General features: G+C 67.7%; 15 protein-coding genes. 11 read left to right on the top strand and 4 right to left on the bottom strand.

Features of this window, described 5'->3' with window-relative positions; genetic code table 11:
• Positions 1–74: 74 nt before the first annotated feature.
• The 3 genes from AZSI13_RS12150 to AZSI13_RS12140 all read left to right on the top strand — a co-directional run bounded on the left by AZSI13_RS12150 (position 75) and on the right by AZSI13_RS12140 (position 3,378).
• A complete protein-coding gene (locus AZSI13_RS12150) occupies positions 75–1,490 on the top strand; it encodes a circularly permuted type 2 ATP-grasp protein (RefSeq protein ID WP_109041509.1) in 1,416 nt (471 codons plus the stop codon).
• A gap of 127 nt (positions 1,491–1,617) precedes the next feature.
• A complete protein-coding gene (locus AZSI13_RS12145; RefSeq protein ID WP_109041407.1) occupies positions 1,618–2,568 on the top strand; it encodes an alpha-E domain-containing protein in 951 nt (316 codons plus the stop codon).
• 81 nt (positions 2,569–2,649) lie between these two features.
• A complete protein-coding gene (locus AZSI13_RS12140) occupies positions 2,650–3,378 on the top strand; it encodes a proteasome-type protease (RefSeq protein ID WP_109041406.1) in 729 nt (242 codons plus the stop codon).
• Positions 3,379–3,458: 80 nt separating this feature from the next.
• On the opposite strand, the gene AZSI13_RS17740 is transcribed toward AZSI13_RS12140, so the two are convergent.
• Together AZSI13_RS17740 and AZSI13_RS17735 are read right to left on the bottom strand one after the other, a co-directional pair.
• The gene (locus AZSI13_RS17740) at positions 3,459–3,929 is read right to left on the bottom strand and encodes a hypothetical protein (RefSeq protein ID WP_201262368.1); all 471 of its coding nucleotides are present in this window, start codon (positions 3,927–3,929) and stop codon (positions 3,459–3,461) included.
• Positions 3,930–3,946: 17 nt separating this feature from the next.
• Positions 3,947–4,369 (bottom strand): ProQ/FINO family protein, encoded by a 423-nt coding sequence (locus tag AZSI13_RS17735; protein ID WP_109041404.1) that lies wholly within the window; start codon positions 4,367–4,369, stop codon positions 3,947–3,949.
• 244 nt (positions 4,370–4,613) lie between these two features.
• Here AZSI13_RS17735 and AZSI13_RS12120 point away from each other — a divergent pair, with 244 nt between their 5' ends.
• From AZSI13_RS12120 to AZSI13_RS18220, 5 genes are all read left to right on the top strand, one after another.
• Positions 4,614–7,982 carry a DUF2126 domain-containing protein gene (locus AZSI13_RS12120; RefSeq protein ID WP_109041403.1) on the top strand — a complete coding sequence of 1,123 codons (3,369 nt, stop codon included), beginning with the start codon at positions 4,614–4,616 and terminating at the stop codon, positions 7,980–7,982.
• A 95-nt stretch (positions 7,983–8,077) separates the two neighbouring features.
• Complete coding sequence (locus AZSI13_RS12115) at positions 8,078–10,627, top strand: circularly permuted type 2 ATP-grasp protein (RefSeq protein WP_109041402.1); 2,550 nt, start codon at positions 8,078–8,080, stop codon at positions 10,625–10,627.
• Between the two features lie 2 nt (positions 10,628–10,629).
• Entirely contained in the window at positions 10,630–11,700 is a 1,071-nt protein-coding gene (locus tag AZSI13_RS12110) for a transglutaminase family protein (protein ID WP_109041401.1), read from the top strand.
• A 47-nt stretch (positions 11,701–11,747) separates the two neighbouring features.
• Positions 11,748–12,965: an MFS transporter gene (locus tag AZSI13_RS12105; protein ID WP_109041400.1), complete on the top strand. Its 1,218-nt coding sequence runs from the start codon at positions 11,748–11,750 to the stop codon at positions 12,963–12,965.
• Between the two features lies 1 nt (position 12,966).
• Positions 12,967–13,101, top strand: a complete 135-nt coding sequence (locus AZSI13_RS18220; protein WP_268807529.1) for a hypothetical protein — start codon at positions 12,967–12,969, stop codon at positions 13,099–13,101.
• Here the strand turns inward: AZSI13_RS18220 and AZSI13_RS12100 are convergent.
• Positions 13,089–14,027: an HDOD domain-containing protein gene (locus AZSI13_RS12100; RefSeq protein WP_109041399.1), complete on the bottom strand. Its 939-nt coding sequence runs from the start codon at positions 14,025–14,027 to the stop codon at positions 13,089–13,091. The two genes, AZSI13_RS18220 and AZSI13_RS12100, sit on opposite strands and share 13 nt — an antisense overlap.
• Before the next feature lie 200 nt (positions 14,028–14,227).
• Here AZSI13_RS12100 and rlmB point away from each other — a divergent pair, with 200 nt between their 5' ends.
• The 3 genes from rlmB (at position 14,228) to AZSI13_RS12085 (ending at position 17,199) form a co-directional block, all read left to right on the top strand.
• Positions 14,228–14,986 (top strand): 23S rRNA (guanosine(2251)-2'-O)-methyltransferase RlmB, encoded by a 759-nt coding sequence (gene rlmB, locus AZSI13_RS12095; RefSeq protein WP_109041398.1) that lies wholly within the window; start codon positions 14,228–14,230, stop codon positions 14,984–14,986.
• A 573-nt stretch (positions 14,987–15,559) separates the two neighbouring features.
• Positions 15,560–16,429 (top strand): hypothetical protein, encoded by an 870-nt coding sequence (locus AZSI13_RS12090; RefSeq protein WP_109041397.1) that lies wholly within the window; start codon positions 15,560–15,562, stop codon positions 16,427–16,429.
• Positions 16,426–17,199 carry a hypothetical protein gene (locus AZSI13_RS12085; protein WP_201262367.1) on the top strand — a complete coding sequence of 258 codons (774 nt, stop codon included), beginning with the start codon at positions 16,426–16,428 and terminating at the stop codon, positions 17,197–17,199. Before AZSI13_RS12090 ends, AZSI13_RS12085 begins: the two co-directional genes overlap by 4 nt.
• Before the next feature lie 117 nt (positions 17,200–17,316).
• Here AZSI13_RS12085 and gdhA read toward each other — a convergent pair whose 3' ends face one another.
• Positions 17,317–18,663 carry an NADP-specific glutamate dehydrogenase gene (gene gdhA / locus AZSI13_RS12080; protein ID WP_109041396.1) on the bottom strand — a complete coding sequence of 449 codons (1,347 nt, stop codon included), beginning with the start codon at positions 18,661–18,663 and terminating at the stop codon, positions 17,317–17,319.

The following is an 18,663-nucleotide window of genomic DNA, read 5'->3' as shown; positions in this document are numbered from 1 at the left end:
TGTGGATCAAGGGGTTATGATCCTGGCACAGGCCCTGCTAAATGATGCTTGCCCTTCCTTTTGGCGCAACCATCATGACCCAGCCCAGCTTCTACGACGAGATGTACGGGGCAGACGCCACCGTACGCCCCCACTACCAGACCTATCAGCGCTGGCTTGCCGAAACGGCGGATGAACGCATCGCCCGCAAGCGGGCCGAGGCCGACATCGCCTTCCGTCGCGTCGGCATCACCTTTGCCGTCTATGGCGAAGAGGCCGGCACCGAGCGCCTGATTCCCTTCGACATCCTGCCCCGGGTCATTCCGGCGGCGGAATGGCAGCGCCTCAAGGCGGGCCTCAAGCAGCGGGTGAAAGCCCTCAACCTCTTCCTGCACGACATCTATCACGGCCAGGAAATCCTGCGGGCTGGCCGCATCCCCCGGGAGCAGGTGGAAGGCAATGCCCAGTTCCGCCCGGTCATGCAGGGTGTGGATGTGCCTGCCGGCATCTACGCCCATATTGCCGGCGTCGACCTGGTGCGGGCCGGGGCCGGGGAGTTCTACGTGCTGGAAGACAACCTGCGGGTGCCCTCCGGCGTCTCCTACATGCTCGAAGACCGCAAGATGATGATGCGGCTCTTCCCCGAGCTCTTCTCCCGCCACAAGATCGCCCCGGTGGAGCATTACCCGGACCTGCTGCTGGAAACCCTGCGGGCTTCCGCTCCCAACGGCGTGGCCGACCCCACCGTAGTGTTGCTGACGCCCGGGGCCTACAACAGCGCCTATTTCGAGCACACCTTCCTGGCCCAGCAGATGGGCGTGGAGCTGGTGGAAGGGCGGGACCTCTTCGTGGATAACGACACGGTCTACATGCGCACCACCCAGGGTCCCCAGCGGGTGGATGTGATCTACCGCCGCATCGACGACGACTTCATCGACCCCCAGGTCTTCCGGGCCGATTCCATGCTCGGCGTGCCCGGCATTCTCAAGGCCTACCGGGCCGGCAAGGTGACCCTCGCCAATGCCGTGGGCACCGGGGTGGCCGACGACAAGTCCATCTACCCCTATGTGCCCGAGATGGTGCGTTTCTACCTGGGGGAGGAGCCGATCCTCAACAACGTGCCCACCTACATGTGCCGCAAGCCCGACGACCTGGCCTACACCCTGGCCCACCTGCCGGAGCTGGTGGTGAAGGAAGTCCATGGCGCCGGCGGCTACGGCATGCTGGTGGGGCCGGCCTCCACCCAGGCCGAGATCGAGGACTTCCGCCAGCGCCTCATCGCCAGCCCGGAAAAGTACATCGCCCAGCCCACCCTGGCCCTCTCTACCTGCCCCACCTTTGTCGAATCCGGCGTGGCGCCGCGCCACATCGACCTGCGCCCCTTCGTCCTCTCCGGCAAGGAAGTGACCATGGTTCCCGGCGGCCTCACCCGGGTGGCCCTGCAGGAAGGCTCCCTGGTGGTGAACTCCTCCCAGGGCGGCGGCACCAAGGACACCTGGGTGCTGGAATGAAATGCTTTGCCACAGAGGGCACAGAGAACACAGAGAAAATGCGATTGCATGACCAAGCCAATTTTTCTAGGCAAGGCCTATCTGCTGCGAGCTTGTCCCTCTGTGGCTAATAAATAAGGAGCCGCATATGCTCAGTCGTACCGCCGATCACCTCTACTGGATGGCCCGCTACATCGAACGGGCCGAGAACCTGGCCCGCCTGCTGGACGTCACCTACCAGATGTCCCTGGTGCCCCAGTCCCCCGAAGCGGCGAACCAGAACTGGAACGCCATCATCGTTCTCAACAGCCTGGAGCAGCCTTTCGCCAAGGCCTATGGGGAGCCTACGGCCGAAAACGTCCTGCGCTTCATGGTGCGGGACGAGGCCAACCTCTCCTCCATCTACGGCTGCCTGCGGGCCGCGCGGGAGAACGCCCACGCCGTACGCGGCACCCTCACCACGGAAATGTGGGAAACCATCAACGCCGCCTGGATCGACCTGCGTTCCCAAAGCTTCGAGCAGATCATGGCCGGCGGCATCACCGAGTTCTTCGAGTGGGTGAAACTGCGTTCCGCCCTCACCCGCGGCGTCACCTTCGGCACCCTGCTGCAGGACGAGGCGGCCCACTTCATCCGCATGGGCGGCCTGCTGGAGCGGGCTGACAACACTGCCCGCATCCTCGACGTGAAGTACCACTTCCTCGAGCCGGTGGGGGATGGGGAAGGAGAGGATGGTGGCGTCACCGACTTCTATCAGTGGGCCGCCCTGCTGCGCTCTCTGTCCGCCTTCGAGGTGTACCGCAAGGTCTATCGGGATGCCATCACCCCGGCCCGGGTGGCCGAGTTGCTCATGCTGCGCATGGACATGCCACGCTCCCTGCACCACTGCCTGGACAAGGTGAACCACCTGCTGGGCCTGGTGGCCAACCGCCAGTCCAGCGAAACCCTGCGCCGCGCCGGGCTGCTTCATTCCCGCCTGCACTACGCTCGCATTGACGACGTGCTGGCCGGCGGCCTCCATGAAACCCTGACGGAATTCATGGACGACATCTACGACCTGGGCAACCGTATCTCCCAGGACTTCCTGGTGCCCGCCTGAAAGGGCGAACCGGGGGAGGGCCGGCGGCTTTTGCTGCCGGCGTTTTGCTTTTCACCACCATAAAAATATGGCGACGACACCATGACCTACTGCGTGGCAATGCGGCTCGATGCCGGCCTGGTTTTCCTTTCTGATTCCCGCACCAATGCGGGGGTGGACCACATCAACACCTTCCGCAAGATGAGTACCTGGGAACGCCCCGGGGATCGCCTGCTGGTGCTGATGACCTCCGGCAACCTCTCCATCAGCCAGTCCGTGGTCAATGTGCTCAACGAGCGCCTGGCCGCCACCGACAAGCCCAACCTCTACAACGTGCCCAACATGTTCGAGGCCGCCCGCCTGGTGGGCGACGCCCTGCGTGAAGTGCACCAGCGGGATGCCGCGGCCCTCAAGGAATTCGGCGTCGAGTTCGCCGCCTCCTTCATCCTCGGCGGCCAGATCCAGGGCGAATCCCCGCGCCTCTTCATGGTCTATGCGGCGGGCAACTTCATCGAAGCCACCCACGACACCCCCTATTTTCAGATCGGCGAATCCAAGTACGGCAAGCCCATCATCGACCGGGTGGTAAAAAAGGGCACCAGCCTGGAAGAAGCCTCCAAGTGCGCCCTCATCTCCATGGATTCCACCATCCGCTCCAACCTCTCCGTCGGCCTGCCCCTGGACCTGCTGGTCTACGAAGTCGATGATCTGAAGGTGACCCACCGCATCACCATCGGCGCCGACAACCCCTACTTCAACCAGATTCGCACCCAATGGGGCGAACGCCTGCGCCAGGTCTTCGCCGAACTGCCCGACCCCGCCTGGGATTGAGGCGGGGCCGGCCTTCAGGAGCAGCCGAGGCTAAAGAAAAAGGCACCCGCGGGTGCCTTTTTTGTGGGAGTAGCGCTGGCTCAGGGCTTGTTAACTTCCACCGCCGGATAGACGTAGGAGAACTTCTCGTTGCCCTTGAACAGTTCCAGGACGAAGGGCTGGGCAAGCTTGTAAAGGTCGAGCCGGTTGTAATCCTTGCCCGGCACGGCGCCGCTGTTGAGCAGGGAGGTTTCGATGTTGTAGGCGATGGCGTAGAACTCATCGGCCAAGTCCAGGGCACCCATCAGGTCGGCTGCGCCCAGCAAGCGCTGGGGAACGGCGCTCTTGATGGCCGGCTTGGCGGCAGCGGCAGGCTTGGCAGCGGGCTTTGTCACCGGCTGGGCCACGGTCTTTGCCACGGGCTTGGTGCTGCTTGCTGCCTTGGCTACGACCGGCTTGGCTGCAGGCTTCGTGGCTGCCTTGGCAGCGGGTTTTGCAGCAGGTTTGGCGACAGTCTTGCTAGCGGGCTTTGCCGCGGTGGCAGCGGCTTTAACGGGGGCTTTGGTGGCCATGGCAGTTTTCCTGGTGGTTACTTGCGGCCGAACTTCTCGGCCAGGGCGGTGAGCTTGGCGGCGCGCTGGGCTTCGGCCTGCTTGGCGTCTTCTTCCGCCTTCTTGGCGGCAGCTTCGGCGCGGCGTTGCTCGGCCTGCTTCTTGAAGCGTTCCTTGAGCAAGGTGGCGGCGTGCTGGCGATGTTCTTCGGTCACTTCCCCGGTGGCCTGGCCTTCCAGGTCGTGGCGTTGGGTGGCCTTCTCCATGTTCTTCAGGTAGCGCACCGAGTTGGTATGGCGGAACAGGGCGGTCTTCAGCAGCTTGGCTTCCACCTGGGGGTAGAGGCCGGCCAGCTGTTGGCTGATGCCGATGGCCAGGGGCAGATGGTCACGGAAGACGGCGAATTTTTCGGCCAGTTCGGCGAGCACTTCGCGGGGGGTGCTGAAGACGGGAGCAGTCATGGAAGGAGTGGGTGAAGATGTGCGAAAGGGTGGCAGGTTATCACGCAGGGAAAATGCTGCAACTCCGGGCATTTCAGGCGGGCCGCTCCCGCTCCTGGTGCGCGGGGGGCGCGAAAGCGCCGGGATGGTGCATGGAAGCCCTGGGGGACTGCCCGGAGAGCCAATATCCATGCGCCTTTCAGGGGGATGGGGGTGGCCCGGCTTTTGCTGGAAAGGGGCATTCTCATCCCTCGGGAGCCCGCCCGTGTCCATCCACGTCGCGCTGAACCACGTTACCCATTACCGCTACGACAGGCCCATCGCCCTCGGCCCCCAGGTGATCCGCCTGCGTCCGGCGCCCCACAGCCGCACGCCCATTCTTGCCTACTCCCTCAAGGTGACGCCGGGGGAGCATTTCATCAACTGGCAGCAGGATCCCCAGGCCAACTGGCTGGCCCGCCTGGTGTTCCCCGAGAAGACCCGGGAGTTCAAGGTGGAGGTGGATCTGGTGGCCCAGATGTCGGTCATCAACCCCTTCGACTTTTTCCTCGAGCCCTATGCGGAGGAAGTGCCCTTCACCTACGAGGCCTGGCAGCGCCATGAGCTGGCGCCCTATCTCTACACCCTGCCGGCAACGCCGAAATTCCGGCAGTACCTGGATTCCATTCCCCGGGAGAAGACCCGCAGCGTGGACTTCCTGGTGGCCCTCAACGCCCGGCTGGCTCAGGACATTGCCTACCTGATCCGCCTGGAACCCGGCGTACAGAGCCCGGAGGAAACCCTGACGAAGGGCTCCGGCTCCTGCCGCGATTCGGCCTGGCTGCTCTGCCAGTTGCTGCGCCATCTGGGCCTGGCGGCCCGCTTCGTTTCCGGCTACCTGATCCAGCTCACTGCCGACGTCAAATCCCTGGACGGCCCCTCCGGCCCCGAGGCCGACTTCACCGACCTGCACGCCTGGTGCGAGGTCTATCTGCCCGGCGCCGGCTGGGTGGGGCTGGACCCCACCTCCGGCCTTTTCGCCGGCGAGGGGCACATTCCCCTGGCGGCTTCCCCCGAGCCTTCATCGGCGGCGCCCATCACCGGCGCCCTGGAAAAATGCGAGTGCGAGTTTTCCCACACCATGGGCGTCAGCCGCGTCTGGGAAGCGCCCCGGGTCACCAAGCCCTACAGCGAGGAACAGTGGCAGGAGATCGAAGCCCTGGGCCACACGGTGGATGCCCACCTGGCGCAGCGGGATGTGCGCCTCACCATGGGCGGCGAGCCCACCTTCGTTTCCATGGACGACCCGGACGGCGCCGAGTGGAACAGTGAGGCCCTGGGCGCCAACAAGCGCCTGCTGGCCGCCGATCTCTTCCACCGCCTGCGGGAGAAATACGCGCCCCAAGGTTTCATGCACTTCGGCCAGGGGAAGTGGTACCCGGGGGAGCAGCTGCCCCGCTGGTCCCTCAACTGCTACTGGCGCAAGGACGGTGAGCCCCTGTGGCAGAACCCGGCCCTCTATGCCGACGAAGGGCGGGACTACGGCGTCGATGGCGAGCGGGCCGGCCGCTTCCTCGCCGAAGTGGCCGAGCGCCTGGGGCTGGCGGCCCGGCACGTCTTCCCCGCCTATGAAGATGCCTTCTACTACCTGTGGCGGGAGCGGCGCCTGCCGGCCAACGTCGATCCCTTCGATGCCCGCCTCGACGACCCCCTGGAGCGCGACCGCCTGGCCAAGGTCTTCAACCAGGGCCTGACCCATGTGGTGGGCCAGGTGCTGCCCCTGGCGAAAGCGGGCGGCCAGTGGCAAAGCGGCTCCTGGTTCCTGCGCAATGAACGCTGCTACCTGATCCCCGGCGATTCCCCCCTGGGCTATCGTCTGCCCCTGGATTCCCAACCCTGGGTCAGCCAGGCCGACTACCCCTACCTGCACCAGCCGGACCCGGCCCAGCAGCACCCGCCCCTGGCGAGCCATGCCGCGCTGCGCCGGCAGTGGCAGGGGAGGCCGGAGATGCCCGACCAGCGCCAATCCGCAGGGGCGGATGCCCTGCAAGGCAAGCGGGACGGGCATTCCGGCGATATGGGGTATGTAGATGCAAGCGGGGCGCGCCTTCCCGGGCCATTCGAGTCAGCGGACTGGATCACCCGCACCGCCATGTGCGCCGAGCCGCGCCACGGCGTGCTCTACATTTTCATGCCCCCCGTGGGCAGCCTGGAGGATTACCTGGAAGTGCTGGCGGCGGTGGAAGCGACTGCCGAGGCCCAGGGCCTGCCGGTGATGTTTGAAGGCTACGAGCCCCCCAAGGATGGGCGCCTGGAAGTGTTCCGGGTGACGCCGGACCCGGGGGTGATTGAGGTCAATATCCACCCGGCCCGCTCCTGGGAAGAACTGGTGGAGCGCACCACCCACCTCTACGACGCGGCCCGGGAATCCCGTCTGTCCACCGAGAAATTCATGCTGGATGGCCGCCACACCGGCACCGGCGGCGGCAACCACTTTGTTCTCGGCGGCGCCACGCCCGCCGATTCGCCCTTCCTGCGGCGCCCAGACCTGCTGCGCAGCCTCATCTCTTACTGGCACAACCACCCCAGCCTGTCGTACCTCTTCTCCGGCCTCTTCATCGGCCCCACTTCCCAGGCGCCCCGGGTGGACGAGGCCCGCAACGACAGCCTCTACGAGCTGGAAACCGCCTTCCGCCAGTTCCCCCCGGCAGGCCAGGAGGTTCAGCCCTGGCTCACCGACCGGCTGCTGCGCAACCTGCTCATCGACGTCACCGGCAACACCCACCGGGCCGAATTCTGCATCGACAAGCTGTTCTCCCCCGACGGCCCCACCGGCCGCCTGGGCCTGTTGGAACTGCGGGCCTTCGAGATGCCGCCCCACGCCCGCATGAGCCTCACCCAGCAACTCTTGCTGCGGGGCTTGGTGGCCCGCTTCTGGGAGCAGCCCTACGCGCCCGAGCGCCTGGCCCGCTGGGGCACCGAGCTGCACGACCGCTTCATGCTGCCCCACTTCATCGCCCAGGATTTTTCCGACGTCATGGCCGAAATGCAGGCGGCGGGCTACCCCTTCGACCCCGCCTGGTTCGCCCCCCATCTGGAATTCCGCTTCCCCAAGATCGGCGAATTCTCCAGCCGGGGCGCCACGGTGGAACTGCGCCACGCCCTGGAGCCCTGGCACGTGATGGGGGAGGAGGGCGCTGTCGGCGGCACCGTGCGTTACGTGGATTCCTCCGTCGAGCGCCTCCAGGTCAAGGTCAGCGGCCTGGCACCGGACCGCTACCGTCTCGCCTGCAACGGCCGGGAAGTGCCCCTGCAGCCCACCGGCACCGTCGGCGAGTTCGTCGCCGGGGTGCGCTACCGGGCCTGGCAGCCGGCCTCCTGCCTGCATCCCACCATCGTTCCCCACGCGCCCCTTACCTTCGATCTGGTGGATACCTGGATGGGCCGCTCCCTGGGGGGTTGCCAGTACCATGTGGCCCACCCGGGGGGGCGCAATTTCGAGGCTTTCCCGGTCAATGCCTTCGAAGCGGAAAGTCGCCGCCTGGCGCGCTTCTTCGCCATGGGCCACAGCCCGGGAGCATCGGCCCAGGCCAGGATGCCGGCCACGGCGCCGCGGAACCCGGATTTCCCGTTTACGCTAGACTTGCGGCGCTGAAACATCGAGAGAGGAAGCGCGGCGGGCCCATTCCAGCCGCGCTTTTTTTCGCCGCCTGATTGTCGCTGTCAGCGGCGGCGTTTTTCCGGACTGCCATGGCGCGTACCCTTCTTTCCATTTACCCCGAATCCACCGGACGCTACGACGAAATGCTGGCTGCCGGGGGAAAGGTGCGCCCGCATTGGCAGTCGTTTTTCGACCATCTCGACGGCGCCTCGCCGGAGCAGATGCGCCACCGCCTGGCCTTCGTGCAGCGGCGCATCCAGGAAAACGGCGTTACCTACAACGTTTACGCCGACCCCAAGGGCACCGACCGGCCCTGGGAACTGGACCCGCTGCCCCTCATCATTCCCGCCGAGGAATGGCGGCAGCTCTCGGCCGCCGTGGCCCAGCGCGCCACCCTGCTCAACGCGGTGCTGGCCGACCTCTACGGCCCCCAGGACCTGCTGGCCTCGGGCCTGCTGCCCCCGGCCCTGGTGTATGGCCACAGCGACTACCTGTGGCCCTGCCGCCACGTGGGCCAGCCCGGCGACACCTACCTGCACTTCCTCGCCGTGGATCTGGCCCGTTCGCCGGATGGCCGCTGGTGGGCCATCGCCGATCGCACCCAGGCCCCCTCCGGCGCTGGCTATGCCCTGGAAAACCGGCTCATCGTCTCCCGGGTCTTCCCCGATCTCTTCCGTGATCTCAAGGTGGAACACCTGGCCGGCTTTTTCCGCAGCCTGCAGGAGAGCCTGGCCCATTACGCTCCCGGCGACAGCCAGGGCGAAGCGCCCCTGATCGTGCTGCTGACCCCCGGGCCCTACAACGAAACCTACTTCGAGCACGCCTACCTGGCCCGCTACCTGGGCTTTCCGCTGGTGGAGGGGCAGGACCTGACGGTGCGGGGCGAGACGGTCTTTCTCAAGACCCTCACCGGCCTGAAGCGGGTCCACGCCATCCTCCGCCGCCAGGACGATGCCTTCTGCGACCCCCTGGAACTGCGCGGCGATTCCGCCCTCGGCGTGCCCGGCCTGCTACAGGCGGTACGGGCTGGCCGGGTGCTGGTGGCCAACGCCCTGGGCAGCGGCGTGGTGGAATCGGGCGCCCTGCTGGGTTTTCTGCCCGCCATCAGCGAGCGCCTGCTGGGGGAGCCTTTGAAAATGCCCTCCATCGCCACCTGGTGGTGCGGCGAGGGGCCGGCCCTGGAATACGCCTGCAAGCACCTGGAGCGGCTGGTCATCAAGTCTGCCTTCCCGGGGCGGCGCATCGACCCCCTTTTTGGCGCCGACCTCAAGGCCGCCGAGCGGGAGCAGGTGCGGGCCCGACTGCAGGCCGACCCGGCCGCCTACGTGGTGCAGGAGCTGGTGGAGCTGTCCCAGGCGCCCACCTGGAGCCGCATCCACGAGCGTCGCCTGCTGGCCCGCCCGGTGGGCCTGCGGGTCTATGCGGTGGCCACGCCCCAGGGCTACCGGGTGATGCCCGGTGGCCTGGCCCGGGTGGCCGGCGGCACCTCGGCCCGGGTCATCTCCATGCAGCGGGGCGGTGCCTCCAAGGATGTGTGGGTGCTCTCCGACGAGCCGGTCTCCACCTTCAGCCTGCTGAAGACCTCCATCGGCGCCAAGGACGTGGTGCGGGGCGGCCGCAGCCTGTCTTCCCGGGTGGTGGAAAACCTCTTCTGGCTGGGCCGCTATTCCGAACGCTGCGACCACACCAGCCGCTTCCTGCGGGTGGCCCTGGCCCGCCTGGTCGAAGCCGGCGGCGAGCCGTCACAGGCCTTGCAGTCGGCTTTGGCGGTGGGCGATGCCCTGGGCTTGCTGCCCCCCCGCGAGGTGGCTGAAGCGAAGGGCAGTTTCGTTCCTCTGGCAGAGCGCCTTACCCGCAGCGTCTTTGACGATAGCTGGGCCACCGGCGTGGCGGCCAACCTGCGGCGCCTGCAATGGTCCGCCACCCAGGTGCGGGAGCGCCTTTCCCTCGACCACTGGCACGCCATCAACCGCCTCTCCCTGGAAATGCAGCAGACCCGGGAGACCCGCCCGGAGCCCGGCGAGACCCTGGCCTTCCTCGACCAAAGCCTGCTGGCCCTGGCCTCCCTGGCCGGCTTCACCATGGACAACATGACTCGGGACGAAGGCTGGCGCTTCCATGTAGTGGGCCGGCGTATCGAGCGCCTGCACTTCCTGGCCACCGCTGTCGCCACCTTCCTGGCCATGGAAGGGCCGGAGCGGGCCCAGGGCCAGGGCGGCCTGGAGTGGCTGCTGGAACTGGCCGACAGCAGCATCACCTACCGTTCCCGCTACCTGTCCCAGCCCGAACTGCTGCCGGTGCTCGACTTGCTGGTGCTGGACGAGGACAACCCCCATTCCATCGCCTTCCAGGCCCAGGTGGTGGGCCGCTACCTCAGCCGCCTGCAACGGGAGCTGGGCCAGCCCGAGGCGGCGGAAGGGGAGGGCGATCTGGCTTTCCTGCTGGCGCGCCTGCGGGCCGTGGATCTGGGACGTTTCGCCGGGGATGTCTGCGCCGATTGCATCGGCTGCCAGGCCTGCGACGAACTCGCCGACCTGCTGTGGGCGCTGGCCGCCGCCACCCGCGAGCTTTCCGACCGCCTGGCCATGCGCTACTTCACCCATGTGGGCGATGTCAGCCACCAGATCGTTGCCGCCTGACCATGCAGACATCCCGCCAACCGCCCACCGCGCCCGACCTGCCCGACGACGGGGTGGCCTATCGCGTGACCCACGCCACCGAATACCGCTACGGGGCCGCGGTGGCGCTGTCCCAACAGCTTTTGCACCTGGCGCCCCGGGTCGTGCCCTGGCAGCTGTGCCGCGCCCACCGCCTGGCGGTAGGCCCCCAGCCGGCGCTGCGCCTGGAACGGCAGGACGCCTTCGGCAATCCGGTGACCCATCTGGCCTTCGATAGCCCCCATGACCGGCTGACGGTGCTGGCGGAAACCGAGATTGAGGTATTGCCCCGCTTTTCCCCGGCCCTGCTGCGCCTGGCCGGGCAGCCCTGGGAAGGCTGGCGCGCGGCCCTGGCCTACCGGGGGGCCGAGCCGCCACCGGCAGACCAGTTGGCGGCGGCCCAGTTTGCCTTCGCATCGCCCTATGTGCACACCGGCCCGGCCTTTGCTGCCTACGCCGCGCCTTCCTTCACCCCTGGCCGAGGCCTGCTGGCGGCGGCCAGGGATCTGATGGGCCGCATCTACCGGGAGTTCGAGTTCGATCCCCAGGCCACCACCGTGGCCACGCCAGCGGCGGAAGTGCTGGCGAAGAAGCGGGGCGTCTGCCAGGACTTCGCCCACCTCATGCTGGCCTGCCTGCGCTCCCTCGGCCTGCCGGCCCGCTACGTCAGCGGCTACCTGCTCACCGACCCGCCGCCGGGCACGCCCCGGCTGATCGGCGCCGATGCCTCCCACGCCTGGGTCTCCCTCTACTGCCCCGGCCTGGGCTGGGTGGATCTGGACCCGACCAACGACCTGATTCCCGATACCCGCCACATCACCCTGGCCTGGGGCCGGGATTTCGGCGATGTCTCGCCCATGCGCGGGGTCATTCTGGGAGGCGGTGCCCATGAGGTGGAGGTGGCGGTGACGGTGCTGCCCCTGGCGGAAAGCGATGCATCGGGGGCGGTGGCGGGTACTACGCCGGGCGATGCGCCCCATGACGGTCCAGGCAAGGAAAGCCGCGGCAGGGAGCGCCGCCAGGTGCGAAGCGGCGAGGACGACAGCAGGGCCTAGGCGGCTTGCCTATAATGGCGGTCCAACAACGATAACGGAACGCCCCCATGCCTAACGCCAACGCCAGCTGGCGCACGCCGACCCTGATCCTGGTCTGCGGCTGCATCATCCTCACCCTCTCCATGGGGGTGCGCCATACCGGCGGGCTGTTCCTGCAGCCCATGACCAGCAGCCTGGGCTGGAACCGGGAAGTCTTCTCCTTCGCCATCGCCATCCAGAATCTGGTCTGGGGCCTGGGCTCGCCCTTCGCCGGGGCCTTTGCCGACCGCTACGGCGCCGGGCGGGTGATCGTCGGCGCGGCCCTGCTCTATGTGCTGGGCCTGGCCCTGATGGCCGTTTCCAGCACCAGCATGGCCCTCGACCTGTCGGCCGGCGTGCTGGTGGGCCTGGGCCTTTCCGGCACCACCTTTGCCGTCATCATGGGGGTCATCGGCCGCCACACGACGCCGGAGAAGCGCAGCCTGGCCCTGGGGATCGCCAGCGCCGGCGGCTCCTTCGGCCAGTTTGCCGTGCTGCCCATCGGCCAGACCCTGATCTCGGCCTACGGCTGGCAGTCAGCCTTGTTCCTCCTGGCCTGCGGGGTGGGGCTCATCGCCCCCCTGGCCTACACCATGGCCGACGGCCACAAGCCCGCCGGCAGCCACGGCCAGTCCGCCGGCGCCGCCCTGGTGGAGGCAGGCCGCCACAGCACCTTCCATTACCTGTTCTGGAGCTATTTCGTCTGCGGCTTCCAGACCGCCTTCGTCATGCTGCACCTGCCGTCCTTCGCCGTGGATTCCGGCTTTTCCGCCAATGTGGGCATGACCGGCGTGGCCCTCATCGGGCTGTTCAACGTCTTCGGCTCCTTCCTCTTCGGCTGGGCCGGCGGCAAGGGCAGCAAGAAGAACCTGCTGCTCTTCATCTACGCCGCCCGGGCGGTGGTCATCAGCATCTTCATGCTGGTCCCCCTCTCGGTGGTGTCGATCTGGGTCTTTTCCGCCTGCATGGGCCTGCTCTGGCTGGCCACGGTGCCCCTCACCAACGGGCTGGTGGCGCAGATCTTCGGCCTGCGCTTCATGTCCATGCTGACCGGGATCGTTTTCCTCGGCCACCAGCTGGGCAGTTTCCTGGGGGCCTGGCTGGGCGGGGTGATTTTTGACCGGACCGGTTCCTACGACCTGGCCTGGGCCCTGTCCATCGGTCTATCGGTGCTGGCGGCAGCCTGTTGTTGGCCGGTGCGGGAGCAGGCCATCGAACGGGCCGTGACGCGGCCGGCAGGGGCCTGAAATGGCCCGCCACTGGCGCTGGTTCTGCTGGGGAATGGCGGCGGCCCTGGCCGCCGTGCTGCTGGGCTGGATTTTCGTCAGTTACCAGATGCCCGGCTTGCTGCTGGATCTGGCCAACCTGCGTTACTGCGGCTGAGCCGGCGGCGGGGTGTCCGTGGCGGTGGGCGCCGGGCTGGTCGTTGCAGCCTGGCCGCCTTCGCCTGCCTGGGCCGTCTCTTCGGCTTCTTCCGCCTCCAGTTCCGGCGGCAGGGGAGCGCCCACCTTCTTCATCACCGTTGCCACATGCACATGCAGCAGATCGGCGATGTCCCGGTAGTCGTCCGGCAGGGCGGCATCGTCCCAGCCGTTGGCCGAATGGCGGGCCAGATTCACGGCCAGCAGCACATTGCGCACCCGGGGGTGGGTGGCGTGTTCCTCGTCGGTGAGCTTGAGCATCAGCTCCGGCAGGCTCCAGGCCCGGCACAGGGCCTGCTGCATGGTGGAGAAATGGCCGCCCAGCACCTGTTCCTGGGCCACGGCGGAGCGCAGATTGCGGTCCGCCTTCTGCAGGGCCTTGATCTGCAGGGCCAGCTTGGGGGCGCAGCACCAGAGCAGGACTTCCGCCAGCTCGTGGAGCAGGGTGGCCACCACCACTTCTTCCATGTTCAGGTCGTGGCGCCAGAGGGCCCAGTCGTAGGCGTAGCCCGCGGCCCGCTGGGCGCGGCGGACCACGTTGATGAGGCCGAGCAGGGCCTGGGGCTGGTCCTTCAGGGCGTCTTCGACGCTGGTCAGGTTCTCGAATTTCTTGAAGAAGGGCTCGATGCCCAGCAGCACCACGGCCTGGTCGATGGTGGTGACGTCGTTGCGCAGGCGGGAGCCGCGCAGGGGCTGGATATAGGCCAGCATGCGCACGGTCATCATCGGGTCCTGCAGGATGATGTGGGCGATTTCCCGGCCGCTGACGCTTTCCATGCGCTCCCGGGCATCCGCCAGGCGGCGCACGGTGTGGCGGAGTACCGGCAGTTCCTGCTCCGAGAAGTACAGGACCCAGGAGTCGAGGCTGGGCAGGGCATGATCGAGCATGGCGGTCACTCTTCAAAAGAAACTGTAGGAAAACCCTTCAACTGACTGATTTAACGGCATCCTCAGCCGGGACTTGAATACTAGCCGGGGGGCCAGGGCCGGGCAAGGCATTTTGCCGCGGGGCGTGGGCCTTGCGCCGGGCTGGGGAGGGGGCCGCCCATGGTCTACAATGGCGGCCCGAACCGTTCCGAATGCATCCCATGTCCCAGGCTCCCGAAAAGAATCACCCCACCCGCCTCATCCACGGCTTCCATGCTGTCATCGCCAAGCTGCGCCACAACCCGGATGCGGTGAAGGAGGTGTACCTGGACCAGAGCCGCAAGGACGCCCGGGCCAAGGACCTGCTGCGCCACGCTGAAGCCCAGGGCATCCGCGTCATTCCCGCCGACACCAAGCGCATTGACGGCCTGGCCCCGGGGCAGCGCCACCAGGGCGTGGTGGCCAAGGTGGATGCCAATGAGCGCCAGATCACCCTGGACGACGTGCTGGACACCCTGGAGGAGCCGCCCCTGCTGCTGGTGCTGGACGGCGTGACCGATCCCCACAACCTGGGGGCCTGCCTGCGGGTGGCCGACGCCGTTGGCGCCCATGCCGTGATCGCCCCCAAGGACCGCTCCGTGGGCCTCACCAACACCGTGCTGAAAGTGGCCAGCGGCGCCGCCGAGACCGTGCCCTACATCACCGTCACCAATCTGGCCCGCACCCTGCGGGAGCTGAAGGAACGGGACATCTGGGTGATCGGCACCGCCGACCAGGCTGATGGCGACCTGTACACCGCCGAGTGGCCCCAGGGCACCGCCTGGGTCCTGGGGGCCGAGGGTGAGGGGATGCGCCGCTTGACCCGGGAAACCTGCGACCAGCTGGTGCGCATTCCCATGCTCGGCAGCGTGGAGAGCCTCAACGTTTCCGTCGCCTCCGGCGTCTGCCTCTACGAAGCCCGCCGCCGCCTGCGCGGCTGAGCGGTTGAGCTCGGCCCCGGCCCGTGTTTGACCATTGCCCGCCGCCAAGGCCGGGCATGGCCTGACGGGCCTTGCCCCAGGGGCGCTGCCGGACAGCCTCTGGCGCCCCTTCCCGCTATACTCGGGGCAGGATTTTCTTTCAGGCTCCGCCTCCCTGCCATGCTGCCGTACCGCCCCATCCTCCTGCCGTGGGCCCGCTCGGGTAGGCAGGGTAGTGGGCGCCCGGTGGCTGGCCGCACGGTCTTCCGCGCCACCTCCTCCCGGTGCGCCACGCCACCCACCGACGCCACCCCAAGGGCCTTCGCCGTGCTTTCCCAAGCCGTGCGGGGCCTGAACCGGGGCTGACGCCTCCGCCTCCCCGCACGGCACATTGCCCGGAACCGGCCGGTTCCGCTCAACGTGCAGCCCTGGAGCGCCCGCTCCCTTCCCCCGATTGCCTGCCGCCTCCCCCGGAGGCGGCTTTCCTCCCATCACTTGCCCGGGAGGAGCCCGCTGCCATGGCTGCGACTGCGTCTTCCGCCCGCTTACCTTGCCGGGCCGGAGGCCCGTGCAACGCTTCACGCCTGGATCGCCATGGATATCACCAAACATTTCGTCAAAGCCAAGAGCCCCTGCGCCGACGGCTTTCGCTGGTTTCTTCGCCACCATCAGAACGGCAGCAACTACCAGGAACTCCTCGACGCCCTGGTGGCCGACGGGCGGGTGGACGACGCCTGCTGGCTCCTTTCCCAATTCGGCCCCACTGACGGCCGGCTGGTCCTGGACCGTCTCGACGACCAGGCCCTGGTCTTCGCCGGTAGTGTGGAAGTGCGGGGCAACATCGAGGTGGATTCGGTGCTGCGCGCCGGCCGCAACATCCGCGCCGGCGGCAGCATCCGCGTCGGCCGCGGCCTGATCGCCGGGGAGGATGTGCGGGCCGGCGGCGCCATCCGCAGCCACGGCACCCTGGAAGTGAGCGGCCATCTGCGGGCCGACTGGAATATCGAAGCCGAAGGCCGCCTCTTCTGTGGCGGCGACCTGCGGGCCGGCTGGGAACTGGTGGGGGGCGAGGGCCTCTACCTGGAGGGCAACGCCCAGGCCGGGCGGGATGTGGCGGTGCAGGGGCCGATCCGCTGCGCCCGCAGCCTGCGGGCCGGCGGTAGCCTCCGCGCCGAAGACAACATCCAGGCCGGCCACGGCATTAGCGCCGGGGGCGACATCGACTGCGGCCAGCACCTGGGGGCCGGCTGGGGCATCAAGGCTGGCGGGCGCATTGCCGCCGCCGGGGCCATCCGTGCCGGGGAAAGCCTGGATGCCGGGGAAGACATTGTCGCCGGTAGCGGCTACGGCATCTTTGCCGGCCTCAACGTGCAGATGGACCAGTGGGACAGCAGCGCCCGGGTGCGGGCGGCGGCCCGGCCCGAAGGGCTGATGAGCGGCTGGTGGGCGGGGTCCGAGCCTTGACGGCCCTGACCTGGAACCCGGCCCCGGGGGGAAACGGGGCGGCGGAGCAGGCGCGCATTGCTGGCCTGGCGGGCAGGCCCGCCCGGGGGGCGCCGTGGCTGTTGCCGTTGCTGTCGAAGTGGCTGCCCCCGTGGCTGCCAGGGGGGTCCATCACCCCGCTGCCAGCCTGGCGCCTTTGGGCGCCTCTGGAACTGCGGGTGGATGTGGATCTGCGGCCCCAAACCCTGGAGGCGGAACTGGAATCCCTCTACCGGCAATTGCAGATCCCCGGGGGCAAGCTCCATGGCCTGCCCGCCATGCCGACGGATTTCCCCGGCCTGGTGCTGCGTCTGCGGGAGGCGGATGGAGAGCTTTACGTCTACGTGGAAGACCGGCTGCGCCGCCGCCTGGCGGGCTACACCGTGTTCAACCGGCTGGTGGAAGTGGGCAAGGCCCATGATCCCCTGGTGCGGGCGCCCCATTCCCGCTACGGCGCCGAGTACCAGCGCCAGGGCATTGCCAGCGCCGTCTATGAATGGGCCCTGGCCGCCGGCTGGTGCCTGGTCAGCGGCGCCCGGCAATCCGTCGGCGCCCATGCCCTGTGGCGTTCCCTGGCCCGCCGCCACGTGCTGGGCTATGTCAGCGTGCGGGGCAAGCGCCTGGCCTGGCTGGGCAGTGAAGTGGCGCCCCGGGCCCAGGACGACCTGCAGACCCGCATGGTGCTGCTGGGCCGGGGCTGGGACCTGGCCCGCTTCATCGCCGTGGCGCCGCCCCGGGAGGCAGCCGCCTGAGCGCCCAACGTCAGTCAGGTCAAGAAAGGGGCGAGGCCGGCCATGAAAAACGGCCTGCCGGGAGCGCGTTGCACGCTCCGGGCAGGCCGTCATGGGGGCGGCTAAAGCGTCGGGTGTTTAGACCACGCCCTGGGCCAGCATGGCGTCGGCCACCTTGACGAAGCCGGCGATGTTGGCGCCGGCCACGTAGTTGATGCTGCCGTTCTTGCCCCGGCCGCTGCCGTGGCCGACACAGGCGGCGTGGATGGACATCATGATCTGCTGCAGGCGTTGGTCCACCTCTTCCCGGGTCCAGGAGAGGCGCAGGGCGTTCTGGCTCATTTCCAGGCCGGAAACGGCGACGCCGCCGGCGTTGGAGGCCTTGCCCGGAGCGTAGAGGATGCCGGCTTCGAGGAAGGCATGGACCGCCTCCAGGGTGGAGGGCATGTTGGCCCCTTCCGCCACGCAGCGCACACCGTTTTGCAGCAGGGCGCGAGCGTCGTTGCCGTCCAGCTCGTTCTGGGTGGCGCAGGGCAGCGCCACGTCGCAGGGAATGCCCCAGGGGCGCTGGCCCGGTAGATAGGTGAGGCCGAACTGGCGGGCGTAGTCTTCCACCCGGCCGCGCTCCACTTCCTTGATGTGATGCAGGGCGGACCATTTCTCTTCGGTCATGCCCGCCGGGTCGTGCACCGTGCCGCCGGAGTCGGAAACGGTGACCACCTTGGCGCCCAGGCGCATGGCCTTCTGGGCGGCGTACTGAGCCACGTTGCCGGAGCCGGAAACGGCCACGGTGAGGCCCTCCAGTTCCATGCCGCGGGTGCGCAGCATGTCCTGAACGAAGTAGATGGTGCCGTAGCCGGTGGCTTCGGGGCGGATCAGGCTGCCGCCGTAGTCCAGGCCCTTGCCGGTGAGCACGGAGGAGAATTCTCCTTCCAGCTTCTTGTACATGCCGAACATGTAGCCCACTTCCCGGGCGCCCACGCCGATGTCGCCGGCCGGCACGTCGATGTCGGCGCCGATGTGCTTGTGCAGCTCGGCCATGAAGGCCTGGCAGAAGCGCATCACTTCCATGTCGCTCTTGCCCTTCGGGTCGAAGTCGGCGCCGCCCTTGCCGCCGCCCATGGGCAGGGTGGTGAGGGAGTTCTTGAAGACCTGTTCAAAGGCCAGGAACTTGAGAATGGAGAGATTCACCGAGGGGTGGAAGCGGATGCCGCCCTTGTAGGGGCCGATGGCCGAACTCATCTGGATGCGGTAGCCGCGATTGACATGCACCTGGCCGGCGTCGTCCACCCAGGGCACGCGGAACATGATGGCCCGTTCGGGTTCGCAGATACGCTCCAGCAAGCCCAGGCGGCGGTAGCGGGGGTGCTCCTGGAGGAAGGGCCAGAGGGTCTCCAGCACCTCCTTCACGGCCTGGAGGAACTCCGGCTGTTGCGGGTCCCGGGCCTGCAGCCGGGTGAGGAAGGAATCCAGTGAATCGGTCAT

Origin of the sequence: Azospira sp. I13, from assembly GCF_003112695.1 — a bacterium.
In the GTDB taxonomy this organism is placed as follows: domain Bacteria; phylum Pseudomonadota; class Gammaproteobacteria; order Burkholderiales; family Rhodocyclaceae; genus Azospira.
The sequence above is the reverse complement of the archived record's forward strand: the minus strand, read 5'-3'. Positions and strand labels throughout refer to the sequence as shown.